Consider the following 20728-nt stretch of genomic DNA (forward strand, 5'->3'; position numbering starts at 1 on the left):
TGTAATCAGCGAGTACTGGTAATTTTCCACCATGCAACAACAGGTGGAGCTCGCCCTCGATCAGCCGCCCCACGTGGCGAACGCGGGCGTGGGCGTGCACGGGTCGGCCGGTCCGCACGAGGTCTTCCGGCTGCCCAGGCTGTGGCAGCTCCATCTGTACAGCTACTCCGGCACGCTGGAGTTCGGCGGCGTCTCGCACCCGATCCGGCCTGGCCATGTGAGCCTGGTGCCACCCGACACAGAGGTCCACTTCCACTACGACGCCCCGCGCTGCGAGCATCTCTACGCCCACTTCCGGCTGCCCGGCGACGGAGAGCGGCGCCGCCTCCCGGCGATGCAGGATGCCGGTGCGGAGGCGGCTGCGCTGAGCGGGCTGCTGAGGCAGACGGTCGCGGCGAGCACACAGTCCCCGTCGCGCGCCTCCGCGGAGCTGTGGACGGTGCTGTGGCGCACGACCACCCTGACCGGCTCCGCTGACAACAGACCAGGCCCCCGGCATCCCGCCCTGCACACGGCCATCGCCCACATCGAGGAGCACCTGGCCGGCCCCCTGGACATCCCCGCCATCGCCCGCGCCGCAGGCGTCTCCCACACCCACCTCACCCGGCTGTTCCGCGAGGACACCGGGTCCACCGTCGTCGGCTACATCAGACACCGCCGCATGGAACGCGCCCGGCACCTCCTCATCGCCTCGACCCTGGCCATCCCGGCGATCGCGGCCGCGGTCGGCATCTCCGACCTCCAGGCGTTCAACAAGACCTGTCGCAAGGAACTGGGCGCCTCACCGCGGGCGGTACGGCAGGCGGCGAGTGGGTGAGCGGAGCGGGTCCGGGGGAGCAGGCATGTCGGGGCAGTCTGCGACAACACGTCACCGCCTGCGTGACGACGAGGTCAGGCGGGCTGCCACAGCTCGACCCGGTTGCCCTCGGGATCGGTCACCCAACCGAATCGGCCGACACCCTCCATGTCCTGGGTCTCTTCGGCCACATCGGCTCCCTTGGCACGCAACTGCGCGAGCATCGCATCCAGGTCGCGGACCCGGAAGTTGAGCATGGTTCGCTGCGTCCGGGACCCGAAGTACTCGGTCCCGGACTCGAACGTGGCGAACACCGTCACCCCGGCATCCTGACGCCACATACCGTGCTCATCGGCGTCCAGGCCCAGACAATCGCGGTACCACGCACTCAGGGCCGCAGGGTCATCCGCTCGCATGAAGTAGCCACCGATACCAAGCACACGTTCCATGCCGCCATCTTGCCAGGACGGCTCTTGCGAGGGCCGGCACCGCAGTGCTGCTATCGGCGCTGCTTGTACCGCTGCCACTCGCGCCCGTCGTCCTGAGAGATCCACAGCCCTTCGCCCTTGACCAGGCCGTACGTCGCCGTCGTCGAGTCAGCGATGCCGTAGAGCGTCGTGCCGTCGACGGCGAGCGACGTGAATGGTGCCGGTGTCTTGAGCTCGTGGAAGGCGCGGTTGGTGCGGTCGTCGGCGAGCCAGTAGCGGCCGCCCTCCTCGCCGACGAGCAGCCGCCCGTCTGTGAGCAGCTCCAGGAACAGCGACACCGGGCCACCCTTCAGGGTCTTCCAGGGGATGCCACCGTCGCGGACCGTCTGCCAGTGTTCGCCGTCGTCCGTCGTCACCAGCAGGCCGCGCACGTCCTCGTCCTGGGTGAGGGACAGCGCCGCGGTGCCGCCCCCTGCGACGAGGATGCCTCCCGCGTCGGAGTACGTCTTAGGGGCAGCCCTGGAGCCAAGGGTGCGACCGTCGCGCTGCCATACGACACGGTTGGGCTCATCGGTGAGGAACTGTTCCAGGCTCCAGACCGTGCCCCGCTCGTCGACGGCGAGGAGGATGGCGTCGTCCGGCACCCCGGCCGGGGGCGCCACGGTGCGCGTGGCCGGGCGGTAGACGAGGGTGGGCTCCAGCTCGGCGAGCAGGATGTCGCCGGGCCGGGTGCGCATCGGCGTGTCGGTGGTGACGACCTTGTGCCGCTTGCCGCGTACGTCGAGCAAGTACGCTCCGTCCGCCCCCTCTCCAGAGGGCACTCGCACGAAGCCCCCGCTCACCCCCTTGAACGCGGTCCGCACCGCCTCCGCATTCCCGTGCTCCGCGTGCTCGGCGACCGTTCGGCCGTCGGGTCCGACGATGCGCCAGGCGAAAGCGGCCGGCCCCTCGTCGTCCTCGACGTTGAGGACGTCGTACGACAGGAGCAGCGAACCGTCGTCCGCCCGGACCACACCGGTGGGCGCGCCGGCCGCCTCGATGACGTCGGCGGGCCGTGGGTGCGGGTCCTCGATGACGCGCTTGTACTTCGCCTCACGGCCCCCGGAGTCCCCGTCGTCAATGCCGGCCGCACCGCAGGCGGCCACCGCGACCGCCGCACTCACCGCGGTCACGAGCCTGAGCGTCCACGTCCCACGTCTTTTCAGCCACACCATTGCCGCATCCTGGCACGAGTCGGCGGCCGCCGTGGCGATAGATCATTCAGGTCACCCGAGAGTCCGTCGCGATAACCGAACTCGGCACTCTGGCCGGAAACCGTCCTGAGGACTCGGGCTTATCGGTCTGGACCATTGACCCGGCATTGTCGGGGCGCCACCCTGTACTCCGCTGGCAGATGCGTGAGTGAACATTGGTCATATCCATGAACTGACATGAAGTGACTGCTGTGCTCGCGACCCCGCCATGCATCCGTGCACGTCCACCCCCCACTCACGACGAGGTGAACGGTCATGAGCACCACGCGCAGAACCCTTCTCGGCGCCGCGCTCGGCGGTGCGGCCGCCGCAACGGTCGGTCTGCCCGCGTCCACCGCGCACGCCGCCTCCTGGCAGCTGAAGTGGTCCCCGTCGGCGAGCAGCGACGGACTCGGCGCCTTCGAGACCATCGAGGACGACCGCGCCGACTCGCACACATCCGCCTCGCCGCACATCTACGCCACGGGCAACAACTGGCGCTTCAACATGCACACCGTCGACCGGGACACCTCCACCGACCGTCAGCGTCACGAGGTCACCGGCCTGCGCAATGGCAGCGGCAGCAACTACCTCAAGTGGACCGAGGGCCAGACCTGGCGGGTCACGTACTCGATGTACATACCGAGTTCCCTGAAGGCGACCACCAGCTTCACCCACATCATGCAGATGAAGCAGCCAGGCACCGGCTCCTCGCCCGTCGTCGTACAGTCGCTGCGCCGCGTGAACGGCGTCCAGACCATCGAGTTGAAGCAGTTCACCGATGACATCCTCATCGGCCGCACCGAACTGGAGCCGCTGCACGACAGATGGATCGACGTCGACTTCCAGATCAAGGTCGGCAACGGCTCGGCGGGTTCCCTGCGTTGGATCCTCAAGAACGGCTCGACCACGGTCATCGACAAGTCCCGCACCGGCATCGACACCTTCCTCGCCGACCGTGTCCGCCCGAAGTGGGGCATCTACCGTTCCCTGGGCGACACGTCAGGCTCCCTCCAGAACTGCTACCTGCTGCTCAGCAACATGCGCGGCTATCAACTCGTCTGACGGGCACGTACTCTCCTCCAGAGCCTGGAAGCGTGCTCCCGCTCAACTGCGTGTGGCCGATTCCGCGGACAGGTATGGCAGGGAAGGGCGGGGCGTATGGACCAGGACGAGGACCAGATTCTGGCTGACGAGCTTGCTGCACTGGGTGCCCAGAGCGGGGGCAGCGGTCGCTTGACCGGACTTGTGGCCAAGCTGATGAGGAAGAACGTTCACGAGATCGACCTGGTCATCCCGTTGCCGTTCGGCGATGCCGTGGAGCGCGTCGCCGGAGTGCTCGGAGGGGGAGGGCAGCCGGTGGTGTCCATGCGTATCGGGGACGGCAGGGACCAGGAGATGATGCGTGTCGTCGTCGGTGGTGGTTTTGGCAGCCTGAATCCCGTGGTGGTCACTGTGTTGGTGACAAAGGGCACAGAGGACAGCTCGGCGGTGAGGCTTCGCGCGGCTGCCAAAGAGGGCTTGGTCAAGCAGCGAGCGGGAGAGAAGACCGCCACCCGCCTCGCAGCCTCGCTGACTGGACCTGATGGAGAGTTCGGCAGCTCCCGCCAGGAGTAAATCCCGCCCCTGATGCCTCAGCCGGACTGTCTGACGATGATGTGTGCCGGTTCGAGGGTGGCGTCGGCGGCCGGCAGGCCCAGGGCGGTGCGTGCGGCGATGCGGCCGAGGGCTTCCGCGTCGATGTGCACGGTGGTCAGAGCGGGCGAGAACAGTGCTCCGTGCGGGGTGTCGTCGAACCCGATGACGGCGAGGTCCTCCGGTGCCCGCAGGCCGATGTGCCGCATCGCGGCCAGCGTGACGAGGGCGACGTCGTCGTTGTATGCGGCGAGCGCGGTCACCTCGGGATGTTCGGCACGGAAGGACCGCAGCCGTTCCTCGGCGGCGCCGAGGTCGCCGGGAAGGACGAGGGCCGGGCACTCGGGCAGGCCCGCGGATTCAGCGGCCCGCCGCATCGGCCGCTCGCGCAGACCGGCGAGGGACTGGAGTTCAGGGGTGTCCGGCAGGACGGTCGCGATGTGCCGGTGACCTCGCCCGGCGAGGTACTCGACCGGGACGTCGGCCTGCGCGGAGAACGCGGTGAGGGAGGTCCCCGTGTCGGCGGCGATCGCGTCCGCGCGGCCGGAGTCGCCGAGGTCGATCACGGCCCGCGCGGAGACGGCCTGGGCCACGTCGGAGAGGGCCTGCGAGGAGAGGTGGCCGTGCAGCACCAGCAGCACGTGATCGTGCGCGGCGAGCTCCGCGTCGAGGCGCGAACCATCGCGACTCGCGCTGGTACACCGGCGCGGGCGTCTACCGCGACACGTGGATGCTCGTCGGCGAAGTGGTCCGTATCGCGCCCGACGGAGTCCGTGTCACCACCCCGGACGTCGACGACGAGCGGGCGGTGATCGAGGTCGCGACGAGGGTCGAGAACGACTCGATCGCGGTCCGCACGGCCGACGTCGTCACGGAGATCCGCGATGCCGACGGGAACATCGTCGCGACCGACGTCTCCAACGTCACGGTGCTGCCGGGCGAGCCCGCGACCGTACGCCAACGCCTGTACGTCCGCACCCCGTTCTGCGCCTCGACCCCGAGCACGGCCTGCGGATCAATGGCGAGACGGTCAAGCTGCGCGGCACATGCGTCCACCACGACAACGGAGTTCTGGGCGCGGCGACCTTCGCGCGTGCCGAGGAATGCCGGGTCCAACTCCTGGGCGCCAACTCGCCGATAAGGTCCGGTCGTTGGACAGCACGCGCTACGTCACCAACGCGGTGAACGGCATGCTCGCCGTCATGTCCGAACTGGGCAAGCTGCGCGGGCAGTCACAGGAGAGGACGGGCGAGGACGCGGACAAAGGCATCAACACGCTGATGGCCGACACGGGCGACATGATGAACGCGATCAGCGCCTCCGACCTCGTCACAAGCCGGTCGCCGTCGAGGTCTACGGCGACGCCGACGAGGTCGAACTCATCGTCAACGGCCGCTCGTCGGGACGGCAGCCGGTGGGCGAGGACCACCGTTTCCGCACCGAGTTCGACACGACGTACGAGCCCGGCGAACTCCGCGCGATCGCCTACCGCGACGGCATCGAAACCGGCCGCCACACCCTGCGTTCGGCGACCGGCCCGGTGGAACTGCGTGCCGAGGCCGACCGCCCGGTCGTCGAGGCAGACGGTGGCGACCTCGCGTACGTCACCCTCACCCTGACGGACCCGGTCGGCACCCTCCACACCGCGGCCGACCGCCCGGTGCGCCTCGAAGTCACCGGCGCGGTCGTCCTGTCGGGCTTCGGCAGCGCGGACCCGGCCACCGAGGAACGCTTCGACGCCACCGAACGCCGTACCTACGAAGGCCGCGCCCTGGCCGTCCTCCGCCAGACCGGCCCCGGCAAGATCCGCCTCCTCGCGTCCGCACCCGACTGCGACCCGGTCGAAGTCCTGGTCGTCGCCGAACGGTAGCGACCCCGACACCTCATACGCCTCGTCGAGGACGGCGACCCGGTCGGGGCAGGGCTCGTGACGTCTGACCACGGCGGTGCCGGCGCGCGGGTCCGTCACGTCGTCGAGCAGTCCGACGGCGGTGGCGGCGAGCAGGGCACCCCGGGGAGCCGATCGGTCGCCTGACCGCTCAACGGTGCAGGGTGCGGAGGCTCCGCGCCAGGGCGGGGATCATCACCGTCGCAGGGACGAGGTGGAGCCCGATGAGGGCGGTGATGGTGGCGGTGTCTGCCCCGGAGAGGAGGGGCGGGACCCACGAGAGTGCGGTCAGTGACACTGCCGTCCACACGAATCGCTTGGCGGGGCGAGCGCTCCAACGCAGAAGTGCGGCGGCGATGACGATGCCCACGACCGAGAAGAAGCCGGTCACCACGGTGAACCCGGACAACGGGATCCTCTCGCCACCGTCGGGGACCTCGAAGTCGACGCCACCACCCTGGGCGAGCGCCGCGCCCAGGGTGGTGGCCACCATCGCTGCGAGCGTGGCAAGGGAGCCGGTGCCGGCGAGCCTGGCGGTTCGGTGGGTGTGGCTGGTGGGGCACACCGCCGGGCCTGCAACGATGCCGGTGTCATCCATGCCGTTCATGCCGCTCCTCCATCCTTCGGTAGCCGGCGTACGGGGGTGCTGACTGGCATGCGACGGTCCTGGACCCGGGGTGACGACGCGCACCCTGGCCGTGCGACGGCCGGGGTTGCGCAGAGCGCGGACGCCGGTGCCGCGGAGCCAGAACCCGGCATCGCGTCCCAGGACCGGCCCGGGCTCGCCGTCGCGCAGCTCCAGCTGCACCCGCCCGCTGGTGACAACGTCGAACGCGTCGTACCACTGCGCCGCGACCACCGCGACCCGCGCGCCACCTCGCAGTGTGAGCGTCCACACCGGGACTACTCCGTGCCGTCCGCAGGCAGGCGCTCCGGCAGTCCGAGCCGTGGGAACTGGTCGTCGTGGAACGTGACGATCTCGGTGATCGCCCCGCCGGTGATGCGCAGGACGTCGAGCGTCAGCGGCAGATACGCGGCCTCCCGCTCCTGCCAGAGGTAGAAGGCGACGGCGGGCTGCCGGTTCACGGAGGTGAGGACACCGCGCAGGCCCTTCATGCCTTCGAAGCCGTCCTCGACCCAGTCGTTCACCACCGCTTCGCGGCCGACGTACAGGCCCGGCGTGGGCGGCATCGAGCAGCGGACGTCGTCCCGCAGCAGTGCGGCGAGCGTCGGGATGTCCGTGGCCACGCTGGCGTCGGTGAAGCGGCGCACCAGCTCGCGCGTTGCGGCGTCCTGTTCGCCGCCGGTCCAGTCCTGCCGCTCGGCGGGCAGGTGCTCCCGCAGGCCGGCGCGGGCTCGCTGCAGCGCGCTGTTCACGGAGTTGACGGAGTCCCCGAGGATCTCCGCGACGTCCTTCGCGGGCCAGCCGAGCACGTCCCGCAGGATCAGCACGGCCCGCGGGCGCGGGGCGAGGTGCTGGACCGCGACCAGGTACGCCAGTTCGATCGTCTCCCGCGCGACGGCGAGGCTCTCCGGCTCGTCCGTGTCGCCCGCGGGCAGCTCGTCGAGCAGCCGGTCCGGGTAGGGCTGCAGCCACAGCACCTCGCCGCCGGTCGCGGGCTCCGGGCGGCGTTTGGCGAGCAGGTCCAGGCAGGCGTTGGTGGCGATCCGGTACAGCCAGGCCCGGAACGTCGACCGCCCCTCGAAGGTCTCCCGCCGCCGCCAGGCACGCAGGAACGTCTCCTGCACGGCGTCCTCGGCGTCCTCGAACGACCCGAGCATCCGGTAGCAGTGCACGTGCAGCTCCCGCCGGTGCCGCTCCGCCAGCCCCGAGAACGCCGGCTCGTCGACCTCGCCCAGCCCGCTCCCGCCCAGTTCCTCCGGCCGTGTGTACGCACTCATCACGTCATCCTTCCGCCTAGTCGTGTCCCGACGTACGTGTGACGGGTGCGGTCGCGAAAACTCATCACCAGGGTCGGTCGGCAGGGCTGGGCGCTTCTCATCCTTGGTCGATTGCTGGTCCTACGGGGAGCTTCACCTGCTCCGGCTGCCTATCGTCAGCTTTCGAAGCGCTGCCGGGCGGACTCGATGTGCCGGAAGTAGCGGTAGGTCCACTCGCACATGCCGTCGACCGTCGCCCGCAGTCCGTGGCCCGCTTCGGTGAGGGTGTACTCGACACGGGGCGGGACGGTGGGGTGGACGGTTCGCTCGGCCAGGCCGTTGCGCTCCAGCATGCGCAGGTTCTGGGTGAGCATCTTGTGGCTGATGCCTTCCACCCGGCCGCGCAGCTCGCTGAAGCGCAGGGTGCCTTCCCCCAGGGCTTCGATGATCAGAAGTGCCCACTTGTTGGCGACGTCGGAGAAGATCTCCCGCGCCAGGGAGTCGGCGCGACGCAGGTTGGCATCGTCGGTCGAGCCGCTGAGCTGCTTGGTCACCATGAGGTTCCCCAGTCACCGAAAAGTGCGTTCTTCCATGTCACCGCTCACTCTCCTACGGTTCCTTAGTAACCACAAGAGACCGCATCGGCCGGGTCTGACGAGCACGGGCTCACAGGAGTCCGGACAAGGAGACGGACAGCATGACCATCACGCTGAAGAACCCCGAGGGCCTGCCGAAGATCGATGTCTACCGGCAGGTGGCGATCGCGTCCGGCTCGAGGCTGGTCTTTGTCGCCGGGCAGGTTTCGTGGGACGCGGAAGGCAACACGGTCGGCGAGGGCGACCTCGCCGCGCAGGTCGAGCAGTGCTACCTCAACGTCGCCACCGCACTGGGCGAGGCCGGCGGTTCCTTCGACGACGTAGCGAAACTGACCTTCTACGTCGTCGACTGGACCGCCGACAAGATGCCCCTGCTCCTGGAGGGAATCTCCCGGGCGAACGCGAAACTGGGACTCACTCCGGTGCCGCCGGCCACACTGATCGGCGTCGCGGCCCTGGACGTTCCCGAGCATCTGGTCGAGATCGAAGCCACCGCAGTCCTCGACTGAGCGTGTGCCTCAGAGCGCCGACGCGGTCGGCTGTGGCTGTTCCGGTCCGGCCCGGAGGCCACAGTTGTCAGGGATGCTTTACCGACGGCAGGGTGCAGGCGGTGTCGAGCCCCAGGACGTGATTGAGACGGCCGAAGGCCAGCCATGAGCCGATGCACATGCTCAGCTCCACGATCTCCGCCTGGCTGTAGTGCGTCTTGATTCGCGCCCAGAAGTCCTCGTCCAGGCCGTGATGGTCGAGGGCGTAGCGCTCGGCGTACTCGGCGGCGAGCCGGGTCCGTTCGTCGAAGGCGCTCGTGGTGCGCCACTGCGTGACCGCGTCGAGGAAGCCCTCCTCGACTTTCTCCCCGCCGCGTTCGGTGCGCCAGTCCAGGCAGAACAGGCATCCGTTGATCTGGGCGATACGCAGGCGGGCGGCCTCGAACTCGCGCAGTCCGAGGGTCGTGTTCTCGTAGACGGCCAGGGAGAACGCGCTGGCTGCCGGGCCGATCCCGGGCACCAGGTCGCCCCAGACATGCAGGATGGGGTCGGCGCCCTGGGGGATGTCGATCTGCATGATCACTTCTTTCCCAGTCTGCCCACCGCGGGGCGCAGCGGGACGTCGAGCGCGTCGAAGAGGCCGGGTGCGGCCTCGACGAGCCAGTCGATGGCGTTCACCAGACGGCCGGCCGCCGTCGCATTGCCGCCGGCGGCCCTGTTGTCTCCCTCGTCCGTGGCTTCGACCGTGACCTCGATGAGGGGACGGCCTTCGATGATCACGCGGTGCGCGCCCGCCCTGCCGTCGGGTGGCGCCGGCCAGTCCGGGGCACAGGTGGCATGGATGCGGGTGACGTGCTCGATGACAATGCGGGGTTCGCCCGCCACCATGCCCTGCACCTCGAGGCGCACCGCTCCCTGAGTGCCGGCCGAGAACTCGCCCATCGCGTCGGTGACGACGGACGTGTCGAGGGGACGGCGTTCCAAGGTCTCCTCGATGCCGTCCAGTTCGGCGCCCAGGGCCCGGGCCATCATGCGCAGCTGTCCGCCCCAGATCGTCGTCGGAATGCCCTCGGCGAGCATCAGCGGCTGGTAGTCCAGGGGGTGCCCCATACCGATCAGGTCGCGGACGGCTTCCTCCTGGTCGTAGGTCGAGTAGTCGAAGATCTCCTGGCAGCGGACGGCATCGATGGCGGACCCCAGCCCGCTCACGAGCAGCGGGAGCACGTCGTTGGCCCATCCCGGGTCCACCCCCGACACGAACAGTGAGCCGCCCCCGGCCTCGATGGACTCCAGCAACACGTCGCGAATCTCGGCAGGCGCGTGCGTGCAGTCGTACATGCCGTAGAGGGACGGCGTGACCACCACCGCACCCGCGCGCAGCGCACGGCTGATGTCCTCGATCGCGCCGTCCGGGCGCACGTCACCGGAGGCCGCGTACACGACGGCGCGAGGGGCTGGGGAGAGTGCCGCGGCCACATCGTCCGTTGCCGCCACCCCGAGGCGCCGGCCGAGTCCGCTGAGCTCGCCCGCGTCCTTGCCGACCTTGGCGGGGTTGGACACCAGCACGGCCACAAGGCTGAGTTCCGGGTGCGCCGCGACGGCCCGAATGGCGGCGCGTCCGAACGTTGCCCGTGCCCCAGACCGCCGTGGGAATCATGGGCGGAGGGTAACGATGCACCCCAAAACTTCCCATAGCCGTGCGCGAGGAATCGGGTGCCGGGGCCGACGCCGGTGTGGCACCCGATCGAGCCCACTCCGGTTCAGGGCGTGTCGTCAACCTGTCAAGGGATGCGGCGCAGATGGGCCCGGAAAGATTTCAACTTTCGAAGGCTTGCCGAGACTTGGAACTCATCAGTTAAATCAAGACGTGAACTAAGCGTCGAGGCAGTGGCGTTGGTATGCAGCCATGCCCGCTGTCGGCGCGCCCTCATGTCCTTTCCCGACGCACCCGCAGGGACCTCCATGAGACTCAGATCCTTGGGTGTCGCGCTCGCCGCCACGGCAGCGCTGATCACCCTGCCCACCATCCAGCCACCGGTGGCCGCGGCCGCCGACGCCAACCTGTCCCAGGGCAGAACGGCGACGGCGTCCTCCAACGAGAACGCGGGCACCCCCGCGCCCTACGCGGTCGACGGCGACGCCGGCACCCGGTGGTCCTCGGCCGCCACCGACGACCAGTGGATCCAGGTCGACCTCGGAACCGGCGCCACGATCAGCCAGGTCGTCGTCAACTGGGAGACGGCCTACGGCAAGGACTACAAGATCCAGTCCTCGTCCGACGGCAGCACCTGGACCGACCTGCACACGGTCACCGGCTCGGACGGCGGCACCGACACGCTCACCGTCTCCGGCCAGGGCCGGTACGTACGTCTGCAGGGCGTCCACCGGGCGACGCAATGGGGCTACTCCGTCTGGGAGCTCCAGGTGTTCGGCACCGCCGGGACATCTCAGCCGGGCACCTGCTCGACCGCCGACTCGGCGCAGGGCAGAACCGCTTCGGCGTCCTCGACGGAGAACGCCGGCACCCCCGCCTCCGCCGCGGTCGACGGCAACGACTCCACCCGCTGGTCCAGCCAGGCCTCGGACCCGCAGTGGCTGCGTGTCGACCTGGGCTCCTCCCAGGACATCTGCAAGATCGACCTGAACTGGGAAGCCGCGTACGGCAAGGACTTCCAGCTCCAGGCCTCCGCCGACGGCCAGAACTGGAACACCCTCAAGAGCGCCACCGGCGCCACCGGCGGCCGCGCCTCCTACGACGTGAGCGGCACGGGCCGCTACGTCCGTGTCCTGGGGACGGCTCGCGGGACGGTCTACGGATACTCGCTGTGGGAGGTCGCCGTCCATACGACGTCCGGCGGCCCCGGAGGCCCGGTCGAAGGCGGCGGTGACCTCGGCCCGAACGTGATCGTCGTCGACCCCTCCACGCCGAACCTCCAGCAGAAGTTCGACCAGGTCTTCGCCCAGCAGGAGTCCGCCCAGTTCGGCTCCGGGCGCTACCAGTTCCTGCTCAAGCCGGGCACCTACAACGGCATCAACGCCCAACTCGGCTTCTACACCTCCGTCTCCGGCCTCGGAATCAACCCCGACGACACCCAGATCAACGGCGACATCACCGTGGACGCGGGCTGGTTCAACGGCAACGCCACACAGAACTTCTGGCGTTCGGCGGAGAACCTCGCGATCACGCCGTCCAACGGCACCGACCGCTGGGCCGTCGCCCAGGCCGCGCCGTTCCGCCGCATCCACGTCAAGGGCGGTCTCAACCTCGCCCCCAACGGCTACGGATGGGCCTCCGGCGGCTACATCGCCGACTCCAAGATCGACGGCACGGTCGGCCCGTACTCCCAGCAGCAGTGGTACACCCGGGACAGCTCCGTGGGCGGCTGGACCAACGGCGTGTGGAACATGACGTTCACCGGCGTCCAGGGCGCCCCGGCGACCAACTTCGACACCGGGCCGTACACCACGCTGGACACCACCCCGATCTCCCGCGAGAAGCCGTTCCTGTACCTCGACGGCAACGACTACAAGGTCTTCGTCCCCGCCAAGCGCACCAACGCCCGCGGTGTGTCCTGGCCCGCCAACGCCGGGACCTCGCTGCCGCTCAGCCAGTTCTACGTCGTCAAGCCCGGCGCGACGGCCGCCACCATCAACACCGCACTGGCCCAGGGACTGAACCTGCTGTTCACGCCCGGCGTCTACCACCTCGACCAGACGATCGACGTCACCCGCGCCGACACCGTGGTGCTCGGGCTCGGCCTGGCGACCATCGTGCCCGACGGCGGCATCGACGCCCTGCACGTCGCGGACGTCGACGGCGTACGGCTGGCCGGCTTCCTCATCGACGCCGGCGCCACCCGATCCGACACCCTGCTCCAGATCGGCCCCGCCGGAGCGGGCGCGGACCACTCCGCCAACCCGACCACCATGCAGGACGTGTTCATCCGCATCGGCGGCGCCGGCCCCGGCCTGGCGACGGACTCCGTCGTGGTCAACAGCGACGACGTCGTCATCGACCACACCTGGATATGGCGAGCCGACCATGGCGAAGGCGTCGGCTGGGAGACCAACCGGGCCGACTACGGACTGCGCGTCAACGGCGACGACGTCCTGGCCACCGGCCTGTTCGTGGAGCACTTCAACAAGTACGACGTCGTATGGAGCGGTGAGCGGGGGCGCACGATCTTCTTCCAGAACGAGAAGGCGTACGACGCCCCCAACGCCGCCGCCATCACACACGACGGCATGGTCGGCTGGGCGTCCTACAAGGTCGCCGACACGGTGGCCGTGCACGAAGCGTGGGGCCTGGGCAGCTACTGCAACTACACCTCCGATCCCTCGATCGTGCAGCACCACGGCTTCCAGGTCCCGGTCAAGGCAGGCGTCAAGATGCACAACCTGCAGGTGATCTCCCTGGGAGGCAAGGGCCAGTACGCCCATGTCATCAACGACACCGGCGCCCCGACCTCGGGGACGGACACCGTGCCGTCGAAGGTGACCTCGTTCCCCTGATCCACTGATCCACGGGCGAGGCGGTGCATCGCACCGCGTCGTCACCTGCCATCCGGTGGTGCGCCCTCGTGGTGCACCACCCGATGTCGGCGGCACTCCCGGACGGTGTGATGAACTAAACAGACGACCTCCTCTCGTCACTCGACACACGAGACGGACTAACCCGTTCTAGCTGCATAAGATCCGGCTTCGCGTTGACTCTTCGGGGCAGAAGCAGCTGATGGCCGGGCTCCACGCCAGGTGGATCAGGGCCGCCGACTGGCTGGTAGACAGGCGGAGTCGGCAGGTTCGGTGTCTTCGACGGCCGTATCGCCCGTACCCTTCGAGGGTCTACGGCGTCACATAGCGGGCGTCAAATACTGGAGGACACACCTCGTGCTCATTGCTCAGCGTCCGTCTCTGACCGAAGAGGTCGTCGACGAGTTCCGCTCCCGGTTCGTGATCGAGCCGCTGGAGCCGGGCTTCGGCTACACCCTCGGCAACTCCCTCCGCCGCACCCTGCTGTCGTCGATCCCCGGCGCTGCTGTCACCAGCATCCGCGTCGATGGCGTCCTGCACGAGTTCACCACCGTGCCGGGCGTCAAGGAGGACGTCACCGACCTGATCCTCAACATCAAGCAGCTGGTCGTCTCCTCGGAGCACGACGAGCCGGTCGTGATGTACCTGCGCAAGCAGGGCCCGGGTCTGGTCACCGCCGCCGACATCGCGCCCCCGGCCGGTGTCGAGGTGCACAACCCCGACCTGGTCCTGGCCACGCTGAACGGCAAGGGCAAGCTGGAGATGGAGCTCACGGTCGAGCGTGGCCGTGGTTATGTCTCCGCCGTGCAGAACAAGCAGGTGGGCCAGGAGATCGGCCGTATTCCGGTCGACTCCATCTACTCCCCGGTGCTCAAGGTCACGTACAAGGTCGAGGCCACGCGTGTCGAGCAGCGGACCGACTTCGACAAGCTGATCGTCGACGTCGAGACCAAGCAGGCGATGCGTCCGCGTGACGCCATGGCCTCTGCCGGTAAGACGCTGGTCGAGCTGTTCGGTCTCGCCCGCGAGCTGAACATCGACGCCGAGGGCATCGACATGGGCCCGTCCCCCACGGACGCCGCCCTTGCCGCTGATCTCGCCCTGCCGATCGAGGAGCTGGAGCTCACCGTTCGGTCGTACAACTGCCTCAAGCGTGAGGGCGTCCACTCCGTGGGCGAGCTCCTGGCGCGCTCGGAGGCGGACCTCCTCGACATTCGCAACTTCGGTGCGAAGTCCATCGACGAGGTCAAGGCGAAGCTGGCCGGCCTGGGCCTGGGCCTGAAGGACAGCCCGCCCGGATTCGACCCGACCGCCGCCGCCTTCGGCGCGGACGACGACGCGGACGCGGGCTTCGTGGAGACCGAGCAGTACTGAGTGCCGCGCCGAGCCGCGCGGGAGGATCTGCCAGTTCTGCCGGCCGAGAGGCCGCAGGGCTCGGCAGATGACGCCCGGCAGGGCGCCCCCTCCTGAAGGGACTTGCCGCTCGATCGCCACCATCGGAACCGGACACGCCTGTGTTTTGGGCTGGTCCGGTTTCGTGCTCGGTGGCGGGGGAGCGGGGGGCGTGCCCATTTTTTTGGCGCTCGGTTGCGTTGCGGGCTCGCTGTCCGTGCACTGCGCGCTGCAAGGGATGACCCGGCCCCTGGCGAGGTAGCCAGGGGGCCGGGTTTCCTCGTCTCAACGTGGCCAGAGGCCCGAGGCGGTCAGTGTGGAGACGGTGCCTGCGTCGCGGTGAGTTGCTTCGCGATGGCGGTGAGGTGTTCGGCCAAGGCGCCGGGGTCGGATCGGGTCATCGCGGTGAGCTCGATGGTGGCCGTCACGTGACGTAGGCGTCGGAAACGGACGGCGGGGCGGGGTGCCGACGCCGCGGCGGGTACGACGGTCACGCCCAGGCCGCACTCGACCATGGCGATCTGTGAGGTCACCGACCGTGCCCAGTGGGCGGGGACGGGACTGAAGCCTGCGGCTCGGCACATGGCCGCCATGGCGTCGTGGTAGTCGGGGGAGATGTGGCGGTGCAGCCAGACCCACGGGCTGCCCGCGAGGTCCGCCAGGTCCAGCGGGCCGGTGGCCGTGGCGGCCGGATGGTCGACAGGCAGGACGGCGACGAAACGGTCGACGAACAGCGAGGTCGCCGTGGTGCCGCGGACCGGGGCGGTCTGGTGCACGATCGCCCAGTCGAGTGACCGGTTGAGCAGCCCGGACGCGGCCTCGTGGGTGTCGATCTCCTGAGTGCGGATCTCGACGTCCGGCAGGGCCTCGTGGAAGCGCTCCAGAACGACGGGCAGGGGCCAGGAGAAGGCCGAGGCGACGGCGCCCAGGCTCAGCCGTCCGCCGCGTCCGGTGACCGCTTGCCGGGCGGCGATCTCCGCTTCCTCGGCGTGCCGGATCAGTGCCCGGCAGCGGTCCAGGAACACGGCTCCGGCGGGACTGAGGGCGACCGACCGCTGCGTGCGGCGCAGCAATTCACAGCCGAGCTGCAGCTCAAGCTGCTTGTGAGCACCGACGACCTCGCTCGCGGACACTCCAGCGCGACCCTGTCGGAGGCATCCCGGCTCACCGTCGCGCTTTCCCCCGAGCTCCGCTCGCTGTGGGCCGGTGCCCGGCTCTGCGGCCCCGCGTTCACCGTGCAGGGGGCCGGCGGCGACAACCTCGCCCTGCACCACGCCGTACTGCAGGCCCCGCCCGGATCCGTCCTGGTCGCCGACCTCGGCGGCGCACGCTACGGCCACTGGGGCGAGATCGTCACGGTGGCAGCCCAGCAGCGGGGGATCGTGGGCCTGCTGATCGACGGCGGCGTCCGTGACGCGGCGGAGACCGAACGGCTCGGCTTCCCGGTCTTCTCGCGCAACAACGCGATCCTCGGCACCCGCAAGGACTTCCGCGGCGTGCTCGGACAGCCCGTCACGGTCGGAGGCATCATGGTCCACACCGGTGACCTCGTGGTCGGGGACACCGACGGAGTCGTCGCGCTGCCCGCGTCCAGCACCGAGCGGATCCTCGGCCGCGCCGACGCGCACAGTTCGTCGACAGCACCGACGTCCTGAGCCACCCGGCGTTGTCGCGTGCCGCCACCCACGCAGCCCTCGGCGCTCATCCCGAGACGGTCCATCGACCGGCAGCCCGGTACCGATCACGGCCGTAAGAGTTCCGTCAAAGCCGTGGGCACCGCCGTAAGGGAGCCGTCAACGGACGCCCGATCCGGCCAAAGGGGCGCTTTCCTCTAGCTGTCCCTTTCCAACGAACCTCACTCCAGGAGTTCGCGATGGCCGATCTGGCCTTCGTCATCGTCACGATCGCGGGTCTCGCGCTGGTGGCTCTCGTCGCCAAGGGGGTGACGAAGCTGTGACCGCCGAGAACATCGTCGGCCTCGTCGTGGCCGTCTCCCTGCTGGGCTATCTCGTCCTCGCCCTGATCTTCCCGGAGAGGTTCTGAGACACAGATGGGTCCCGTACTCGCCGGCGTCCTGCAACTGTTCGCCCTCATAGGCGCGCTGGCGCTCGTCCACATCCCGCTCGGCAACTACATGGCCAAGGTCTACACGTCCGACCGGCACTGGCGGGTCGAGAAGTGGATCTACAAGGGTATCGGTGCCGACCCGAACACCGAGATGCGCTGGCCCGCCTACCTACGCGGAGTGCTCGCCTTCTCTGCCGTGAGCGTCCTGTTCCTCTACCTGCTCCAGCGCCTCCAGGGCGTCCTGCCCGGCTCGCTGGGCTTCGCCTCGATCGACCCGGACCAGGCGTTCAACACGGCGGTCTCGTTCGTCACGAACACCAACTGGCAGTCGTACTACGGCGAGCAGACCATGGGCCACGTCGTGCAGACCGCCGGTCTGGCCGTGCAGAACTTCGTCTCCGCGGCGGTCGGCATCGCCGTCGCGGTGGCGCTCGTACGCGGCTTCGCCCGCTCGCGCACCGGTGAGCTCGGCAACTTCTGGTCCGACCTGGTCCGCGGTGTCATCCGCATCCTGGTGCCGTTCTCCGTCCTCGCCGCGATCGTGCTGGTCGCCTGCGGGGTCATCCAGAACTTCTCCGGTATCCATGAGGTCGGCCAATTCTTCAATGGGCACGGCATGGGCGGCTCGCAGCAGTGGAACGGCGGCGCGGTCGCCTCGCAGGAGGCCATCAAGGAGATCGGCACCAACGGCGGCGGCTACTTCAACGCCAACAGTGCCCATCCCTTCGAGAACCCCACCCCGTTCACGAACCTCTTCGAGATCTTCCTGATCCTCGCCATCCCGTTCGCGCTGACCCGCACCTTCGGCCTCATGGTCGGCTCGGTCAAGCAGGGCTACGCGATCCTCGCCACCATGGTCACCATCTGGATCGGCTTCACCGCCCTGATGATGTGGACCGAGTTCGCCCACCACGGTCCGGCGTTCGACATCGCCGGCGGGGCGTACGAGGGCAAGGAGGTCCGCTTCGGCGTCGGCGGCTCGTCGGTCTTCGCCACGGCGACCACGCTCACCTCGACCGGTGCGGTGGACTCCTTCCACTCCTCCTTCACCGGGCTGGGCGGCGGCATCACGATGCTCGGCATGATGCTGGGCGAGATCGCGCCCGGCGGTACCGGTTCCGGTCTGTACGGCATGCTGATCATGGCGATCATCGCGGTGTTCATCGCCGGGCTGATGGTCGGCCGTACGCCCGAGTACCTGGGCAAGAAGATCGGCACCCGCGAGATCAAGCTGGCGGCCTGCTACATCCTCATCACCCCGGCGCTGGTGCTCGTCTTCACCGCCGCCGCGATGGCACTGCCCACGCCGGGCGACTCGATGACCAACAGCGGGGCGCACGGGTTCTCCGAGATCCTGTACGCCTACACGTCCGCCTCGAACAACAACGGCTCGGCCTTCGCCGGCCTGAACGCGGGCACACAGTGGTTCAACAGCACGCTCGGCCTGTGCATGCTGTTCGGCCGCTTCCTGCCGATGGTGTTCGTGCTCGCGCTGGCCGGCTCGCTCGCCGAGCAGAAGCCGGTGCCGGCCACCGCGGGCACCCTGCGCACCGAGAAGCCGCTGTTCACCGGTCTGCTGGTGGGCGCGATCCTGATCATCACCGGTCTGACCTACTTCCCGGCCCTCGCGCTGGGGCCGCTGGCCGAGGGGCTGGCGTCATGACCACCGACGTAACGAATCAAGAGGACTCCATGTCCACAGCCACCCCGACCCGGGCGCCGCACAGCGACGTACCCACCGGGAACAAGGCCGCCGAAGGGCGTGTCGGCGCGGGTCTCTTCGACCCCAAGCAGCTGCTGAAGTCGCTGCCCGACGCCTTCCGCAAGCTCGATCCGCGGGTGATGGTGAAGTCCCCGGTGATGTTCGTGGTCCTCGTCGGCTCGGTGCTGACGACGCTCTTCTCCTTCAAGGACCCGGGCGACTGGTTCGGCTGGGCGATCAGCGGCTGGCTGTGGCTCACGGTCATCTTCGCGAACCTCGCGGAGGCGGTCGCCGAGGGCCGGGGCAAGGCGCAGGCGGACACCCTGCGCAAGGCGAAGACCGACAGCGTCGCACGTCGGCTCCACGGCTCCGTGGAAGAGCAGGTCCCCGGCACCGAGCTGCGCGTGGGCGACCTGGTCGTCTGCGAGGCCGGCGACATCATCCCCGGCGACGGTGACGTCGTCGAGGGCGTCGCGTCGGTCGACGAGTCGGCCATCACCGGTGAGTCGGCTCCGGTCATCCGAGAGTCGGGCGGAGACCGGAGCGCGGTGACCGGCGGGACGAAGGTCCTCTCCGACCGCATCGTCATCAAGATCACGACGAAGCCGGGCGAGACCTTCATCGACCGCATGATCAACCTCGTCGAGGGCGCCGCGCGCCAGAAGACGCCGAACGAGATCGCGCTCAACATCCTGCTCGCGTCTTTGACGATCGTTTTCCTGCTCGCGGTGGCCACCCTGCCGCCGTTCGCCGACTACGCGGGCACCCACCTGACCATGGTCGTCCTGGTGGCCCTCCTGGTCTGTCTGATCCCGACCACCATCGGCGCCCTGCTCTCCGCGATCGGCATCGCCGGCATGGACCGACTGGTGCAGCGCAACGTACTCGCCATGTCCGGCCGGGCAGTTGAGGCCGCCGGTGACGTCTCCACCCTGCTGCTCGACAAGACCGGCACCATCACGCTCGGCAACCGCCAGGCGTCCGAGTTCGTGCCGGTCACCGGCACCACCGAGGCCGAGGTCGCCGACGCCGCCCAGCTCTCCTCGCTGGCCGACGAGACGCCCGAGGGCCGCTCCATCGTCGTACTGGCGAAGGAGAAGTACGGACTGCGCGAGCGCCACCAGGGCGAGCTGGCCGGTGCCGACTGGATCGCCTTCACCGCCCAGACCCGCATGTCGGGTGTGGACGTCGACGGCAGGAAGATCCGCAAGGGTGCGGCCGGGTCGGTCATCACCTGGGTCAAGGAGCAGGGCGGCACGGTCTCCGACGACGCCGACACCCTCTCCAACCACATCTCCGAGGCCGGCGGCACCCCGCTGCTCGTGGCCGTGGAAGACACGGAAGGTGCCCGGGTGTTGGGCGTCATCCACCTCAAGGACGTCGTCAAGGCGGGCATGCGGGAGCGGTTCGACGAGCTGCGTCGCATGGGCATCAAGACCGTCATGATCACGGGCGACAACCCGCTGACCGCCAAGGCGATCGCCGAGGAGGCGGGCGTCGACGACTTCCTCGCGGAGGCCACCCCCGAGGACAAGATGGCCCTCATCAAGCGGGAGCAGGCCGGCGGCAAGCTCGTCGCGATGACCGGTGACGGGACCAACGACGCGCCCGCGCTGGCCCAGGCGGACGTCGGTGTCGCGATGAACACCGGTACGTCGGCCGCCAAGGAGGCCGGCAACATGGTCGACCTCGACTCGAACCCGACCAAGCTCATCGAGATCGTCGAGATCGGCAAGCAACTCCTCATCACCCGGGGCGCGTTGACCACGTTCTCCATCGCCAACGACGTCGCGAAGTACTTCGCGATCATCCCGGCACTGTTCGCGGCGGTCTACCCGGGCCTGGACAAGCTCAACATCATGGGCCTGTCCTCGCCGGACTCCGCGATCCTGTCCGCCGTCATCTTCAACGCGATCATCATCATCGCGCTGGTGCCGCTCGCCCTGCGAGGTGTGCAGTACCGCCCGGTGAGCGCGGACAAGATGCTGCGCCGCAACCTCACGATCTACGGCCTCGGCGGACTGATCGCCCCCTTCATCGGTATCAAGCTCATCGACCTGCTCATCTCTCTGATCCCCGGGATCGGCTGATTG

At 68.9% G+C, this 20728-nt stretch carries 21 protein-coding genes and 1 pseudogene; 12 read left to right on the forward strand and 10 right to left on the reverse strand.

The window, feature by feature from the left end; translation table 11 throughout:
• Nucleotides 1–31 precede the first annotated feature (31 nt).
• The gene (locus tag OHU89_RS45390) at nt 32–817 is read left to right on the forward strand and encodes a helix-turn-helix domain-containing protein (RefSeq protein WP_405651687.1); all 786 of its coding nucleotides are present in this window, start codon (nt 32–34) and stop codon (nt 815–817) included.
• A 74-nt stretch (nt 818–891) separates the two neighbouring features.
• Here the strand turns inward: OHU89_RS45390 and OHU89_RS45395 are convergent, their stop codons facing one another.
• Nucleotides 892–1245, reverse strand: a complete 354-nt coding sequence (locus tag OHU89_RS45395) for a VOC family protein (RefSeq protein WP_405651689.1) — start codon at nt 1243–1245, stop codon at nt 892–894.
• 50 nt (nt 1246–1295) lie between these two features.
• Complete coding sequence (locus OHU89_RS45400) at nt 1296–2396, reverse strand: hypothetical protein (protein WP_405651691.1); 1101 nt, start codon at nt 2394–2396, stop codon at nt 1296–1298.
• A gap of 336 nt (nt 2397–2732) precedes the next feature.
• On the opposite strand from OHU89_RS45400, the gene OHU89_RS45405 reads away from it, so the two are divergent.
• A complete protein-coding gene (locus OHU89_RS45405) occupies nt 2733–3521 on the forward strand; it encodes a heparin lyase I family protein (RefSeq protein ID WP_405651693.1) in 789 nt (262 codons plus the stop codon).
• 96 nt (nt 3522–3617) lie between these two features.
• A complete protein-coding gene (locus OHU89_RS45410; RefSeq protein WP_405651696.1) occupies nt 3618–4073 on the forward strand; it encodes a hypothetical protein in 456 nt (151 codons plus the stop codon).
• Between the two features lie 17 nt (nt 4074–4090).
• Here OHU89_RS45410 and OHU89_RS45415 read toward each other — a convergent pair whose 3' ends face one another.
• Complete coding sequence (locus OHU89_RS45415) at nt 4091–4732, reverse strand: substrate-binding domain-containing protein (protein WP_405651698.1); 642 nt, start codon at nt 4730–4732, stop codon at nt 4091–4093.
• Between the two features lie 89 nt (nt 4733–4821).
• On the opposite strand from OHU89_RS45415, the gene OHU89_RS45420 reads away from it, so the two are divergent.
• The gene (locus OHU89_RS45420) at nt 4822–5232 is read left to right on the forward strand and encodes a hypothetical protein (protein ID WP_405651700.1); all 411 of its coding nucleotides are present in this window, start codon (nt 4822–4824) and stop codon (nt 5230–5232) included.
• Nucleotides 5233–5256: 24 nt separating this feature from the next.
• Here the strand turns inward: OHU89_RS45420 and OHU89_RS45425 are convergent, their stop codons facing one another.
• Nucleotides 5257–5520 carry a hypothetical protein gene (locus OHU89_RS45425; protein WP_405651702.1) on the reverse strand — a complete coding sequence of 88 codons (264 nt, stop codon included), beginning with the start codon at nt 5518–5520 and terminating at the stop codon, nt 5257–5259.
• Here OHU89_RS45425 and OHU89_RS45430 point away from each other — a divergent pair.
• On the forward strand, nt 5473–5961 hold the full coding sequence (locus tag OHU89_RS45430; RefSeq protein ID WP_405654930.1) for a DUF4982 domain-containing protein: 489 nt from the start codon (nt 5473–5475) through the stop codon (nt 5959–5961). The two genes, OHU89_RS45425 and OHU89_RS45430, sit on opposite strands and share 48 nt — an antisense overlap.
• 169 nt (nt 5962–6130) lie before the next feature.
• Here OHU89_RS45430 and OHU89_RS45435 read toward each other — a convergent pair whose 3' ends face one another.
• From OHU89_RS45435 to OHU89_RS45445, 3 genes are all read right to left on the reverse strand, one after another.
• Nucleotides 6131–6877 (reverse strand): DUF6069 family protein, encoded by a 747-nt coding sequence (locus tag OHU89_RS45435; protein ID WP_405651704.1) that lies wholly within the window; start codon nt 6875–6877, stop codon nt 6131–6133.
• 5 nt (nt 6878–6882) lie between these two features.
• Nucleotides 6883–7881 (reverse strand): RNA polymerase subunit sigma-70, encoded by a 999-nt coding sequence (locus tag OHU89_RS45440; RefSeq protein ID WP_405651706.1) that lies wholly within the window; start codon nt 7879–7881, stop codon nt 6883–6885.
• Nucleotides 7882–8036: 155 nt separating this feature from the next.
• Entirely contained in the window at nt 8037–8417 is a 381-nt protein-coding gene (locus OHU89_RS45445) for a winged helix-turn-helix transcriptional regulator (protein ID WP_405651708.1), read from the reverse strand.
• 140 nt (nt 8418–8557) lie between these two features.
• Between OHU89_RS45445 and OHU89_RS45450 the strand changes: the two genes are divergently transcribed.
• Nucleotides 8558–8965: a RidA family protein gene (locus OHU89_RS45450; RefSeq protein WP_405651711.1), complete on the forward strand. Its 408-nt coding sequence runs from the start codon at nt 8558–8560 to the stop codon at nt 8963–8965.
• A 67-nt stretch (nt 8966–9032) separates the two neighbouring features.
• On the opposite strand, the gene OHU89_RS45455 is transcribed toward OHU89_RS45450, so the two are convergent.
• Nucleotides 9033–9521, reverse strand: a complete 489-nt coding sequence (locus tag OHU89_RS45455; protein WP_405651713.1) for a carboxymuconolactone decarboxylase family protein — start codon at nt 9519–9521, stop codon at nt 9033–9035.
• Between the two features lie 2 nt (nt 9522–9523).
• Nucleotides 9524–10601, reverse strand: a pseudogene (locus OHU89_RS45460) (dihydrodipicolinate reductase).
• 305 nt (nt 10602–10906) lie between these two features.
• Here OHU89_RS45460 and OHU89_RS45465 point away from each other — a divergent pair.
• Both OHU89_RS45465 and OHU89_RS45470 read left to right on the forward strand, forming a co-directional pair.
• On the forward strand, nt 10907–13456 hold the full coding sequence (locus OHU89_RS45465) for a discoidin domain-containing protein (protein ID WP_405651716.1): 2550 nt from the start codon (nt 10907–10909) through the stop codon (nt 13454–13456).
• Nucleotides 13457–13831: 375 nt separating this feature from the next.
• Complete coding sequence (locus OHU89_RS45470; protein WP_266818958.1) at nt 13832–14848, forward strand: DNA-directed RNA polymerase subunit alpha; 1017 nt, start codon at nt 13832–13834, stop codon at nt 14846–14848.
• 329 nt (nt 14849–15177) lie between these two features.
• On the opposite strand, the gene OHU89_RS45475 is transcribed toward OHU89_RS45470, so the two are convergent.
• Nucleotides 15178–15999: a LysR substrate-binding domain-containing protein gene (locus OHU89_RS45475; protein WP_405651718.1), complete on the reverse strand. Its 822-nt coding sequence runs from the start codon at nt 15997–15999 to the stop codon at nt 15178–15180.
• Between OHU89_RS45475 and OHU89_RS45480 the strand changes: the two genes are divergently transcribed.
• From OHU89_RS45480 to kdpB, 4 genes are all read left to right on the forward strand, one after another.
• On the forward strand, nt 15970–16521 hold the full coding sequence (locus OHU89_RS45480) for an RraA family protein (protein ID WP_405651721.1): 552 nt from the start codon (nt 15970–15972) through the stop codon (nt 16519–16521). The genes OHU89_RS45475 and OHU89_RS45480 overlap by 30 nt on opposite strands.
• A 298-nt stretch (nt 16522–16819) precedes the next feature.
• Nucleotides 16820–16909, forward strand: a complete 90-nt coding sequence (gene kdpF, locus OHU89_RS45485; RefSeq protein ID WP_037722934.1) for a K(+)-transporting ATPase subunit F — start codon at nt 16820–16822, stop codon at nt 16907–16909.
• A gap of 7 nt (nt 16910–16916) precedes the next feature.
• On the forward strand, nt 16917–18596 hold the full coding sequence (gene kdpA / locus OHU89_RS45490; protein ID WP_405651724.1) for a potassium-transporting ATPase subunit KdpA: 1680 nt from the start codon (nt 16917–16919) through the stop codon (nt 18594–18596).
• Nucleotides 18593–20725, forward strand: a complete 2133-nt coding sequence (kdpB, locus tag OHU89_RS45495) for a potassium-transporting ATPase subunit KdpB (RefSeq protein WP_405651727.1) — start codon at nt 18593–18595, stop codon at nt 20723–20725. Before kdpA ends, kdpB begins: the two co-directional genes overlap by 4 nt.
• The last annotated feature ends 3 nt before the right edge of the window (nt 20726–20728 follow it).

This window comes from Streptomyces sp. NBC_00019, assembly GCF_045041015.1.
Classification (GTDB): Bacteria; Actinomycetota; Actinomycetes; order Streptomycetales; family Streptomycetaceae; genus Streptomyces.

Coding starts and splice junctions, on each gene's coding strand:
- OHU89_RS45405 (WP_405651693.1), top strand. CDS start 2,733: ATGAGCACCACGCGCAGAACCCTTCTCGGCGCCGCGCTCGGCGGTGCG.
- OHU89_RS45420 (WP_405651700.1), top strand. CDS start 4,822: ATGCTCGTCGGCGAAGTGGTCCGTATCGCGCCCGACGGAGTCCGTGTC.
- OHU89_RS45465 (WP_405651716.1), top strand. CDS start 10,907: ATGAGACTCAGATCCTTGGGTGTCGCGCTCGCCGCCACGGCAGCGCTG.
- kdpB (WP_405651727.1), top strand. CDS start 18,593: ATGACCACCGACGTAACGAATCAAGAGGACTCCATGTCCACAGCCACC.
- OHU89_RS45445 (WP_405651708.1), bottom strand. CDS start 8,417: ATGGTGACCAAGCAGCTCAGCGGCTCGACCGACGATGCCAACCTGCGT.
- OHU89_RS45390 (WP_405651687.1), top strand. CDS start 32: ATGCAACAACAGGTGGAGCTCGCCCTCGATCAGCCGCCCCACGTGGCG.
- kdpA (WP_405651724.1), top strand. CDS start 16,917: ATGGGTCCCGTACTCGCCGGCGTCCTGCAACTGTTCGCCCTCATAGGC.
- OHU89_RS45440 (WP_405651706.1), bottom strand. CDS start 7,881: ATGAGTGCGTACACACGGCCGGAGGAACTGGGCGGGAGCGGGCTGGGC.
- OHU89_RS45455 (WP_405651713.1), bottom strand. CDS start 9,521: ATGCAGATCGACATCCCCCAGGGCGCCGACCCCATCCTGCATGTCTGG.
- OHU89_RS45395 (WP_405651689.1), bottom strand. CDS start 1,245: ATGGAACGTGTGCTTGGTATCGGTGGCTACTTCATGCGAGCGGATGAC.
- OHU89_RS45410 (WP_405651696.1), top strand. CDS start 3,618: ATGGACCAGGACGAGGACCAGATTCTGGCTGACGAGCTTGCTGCACTG.
- OHU89_RS45450 (WP_405651711.1), top strand. CDS start 8,558: ATGACCATCACGCTGAAGAACCCCGAGGGCCTGCCGAAGATCGATGTC.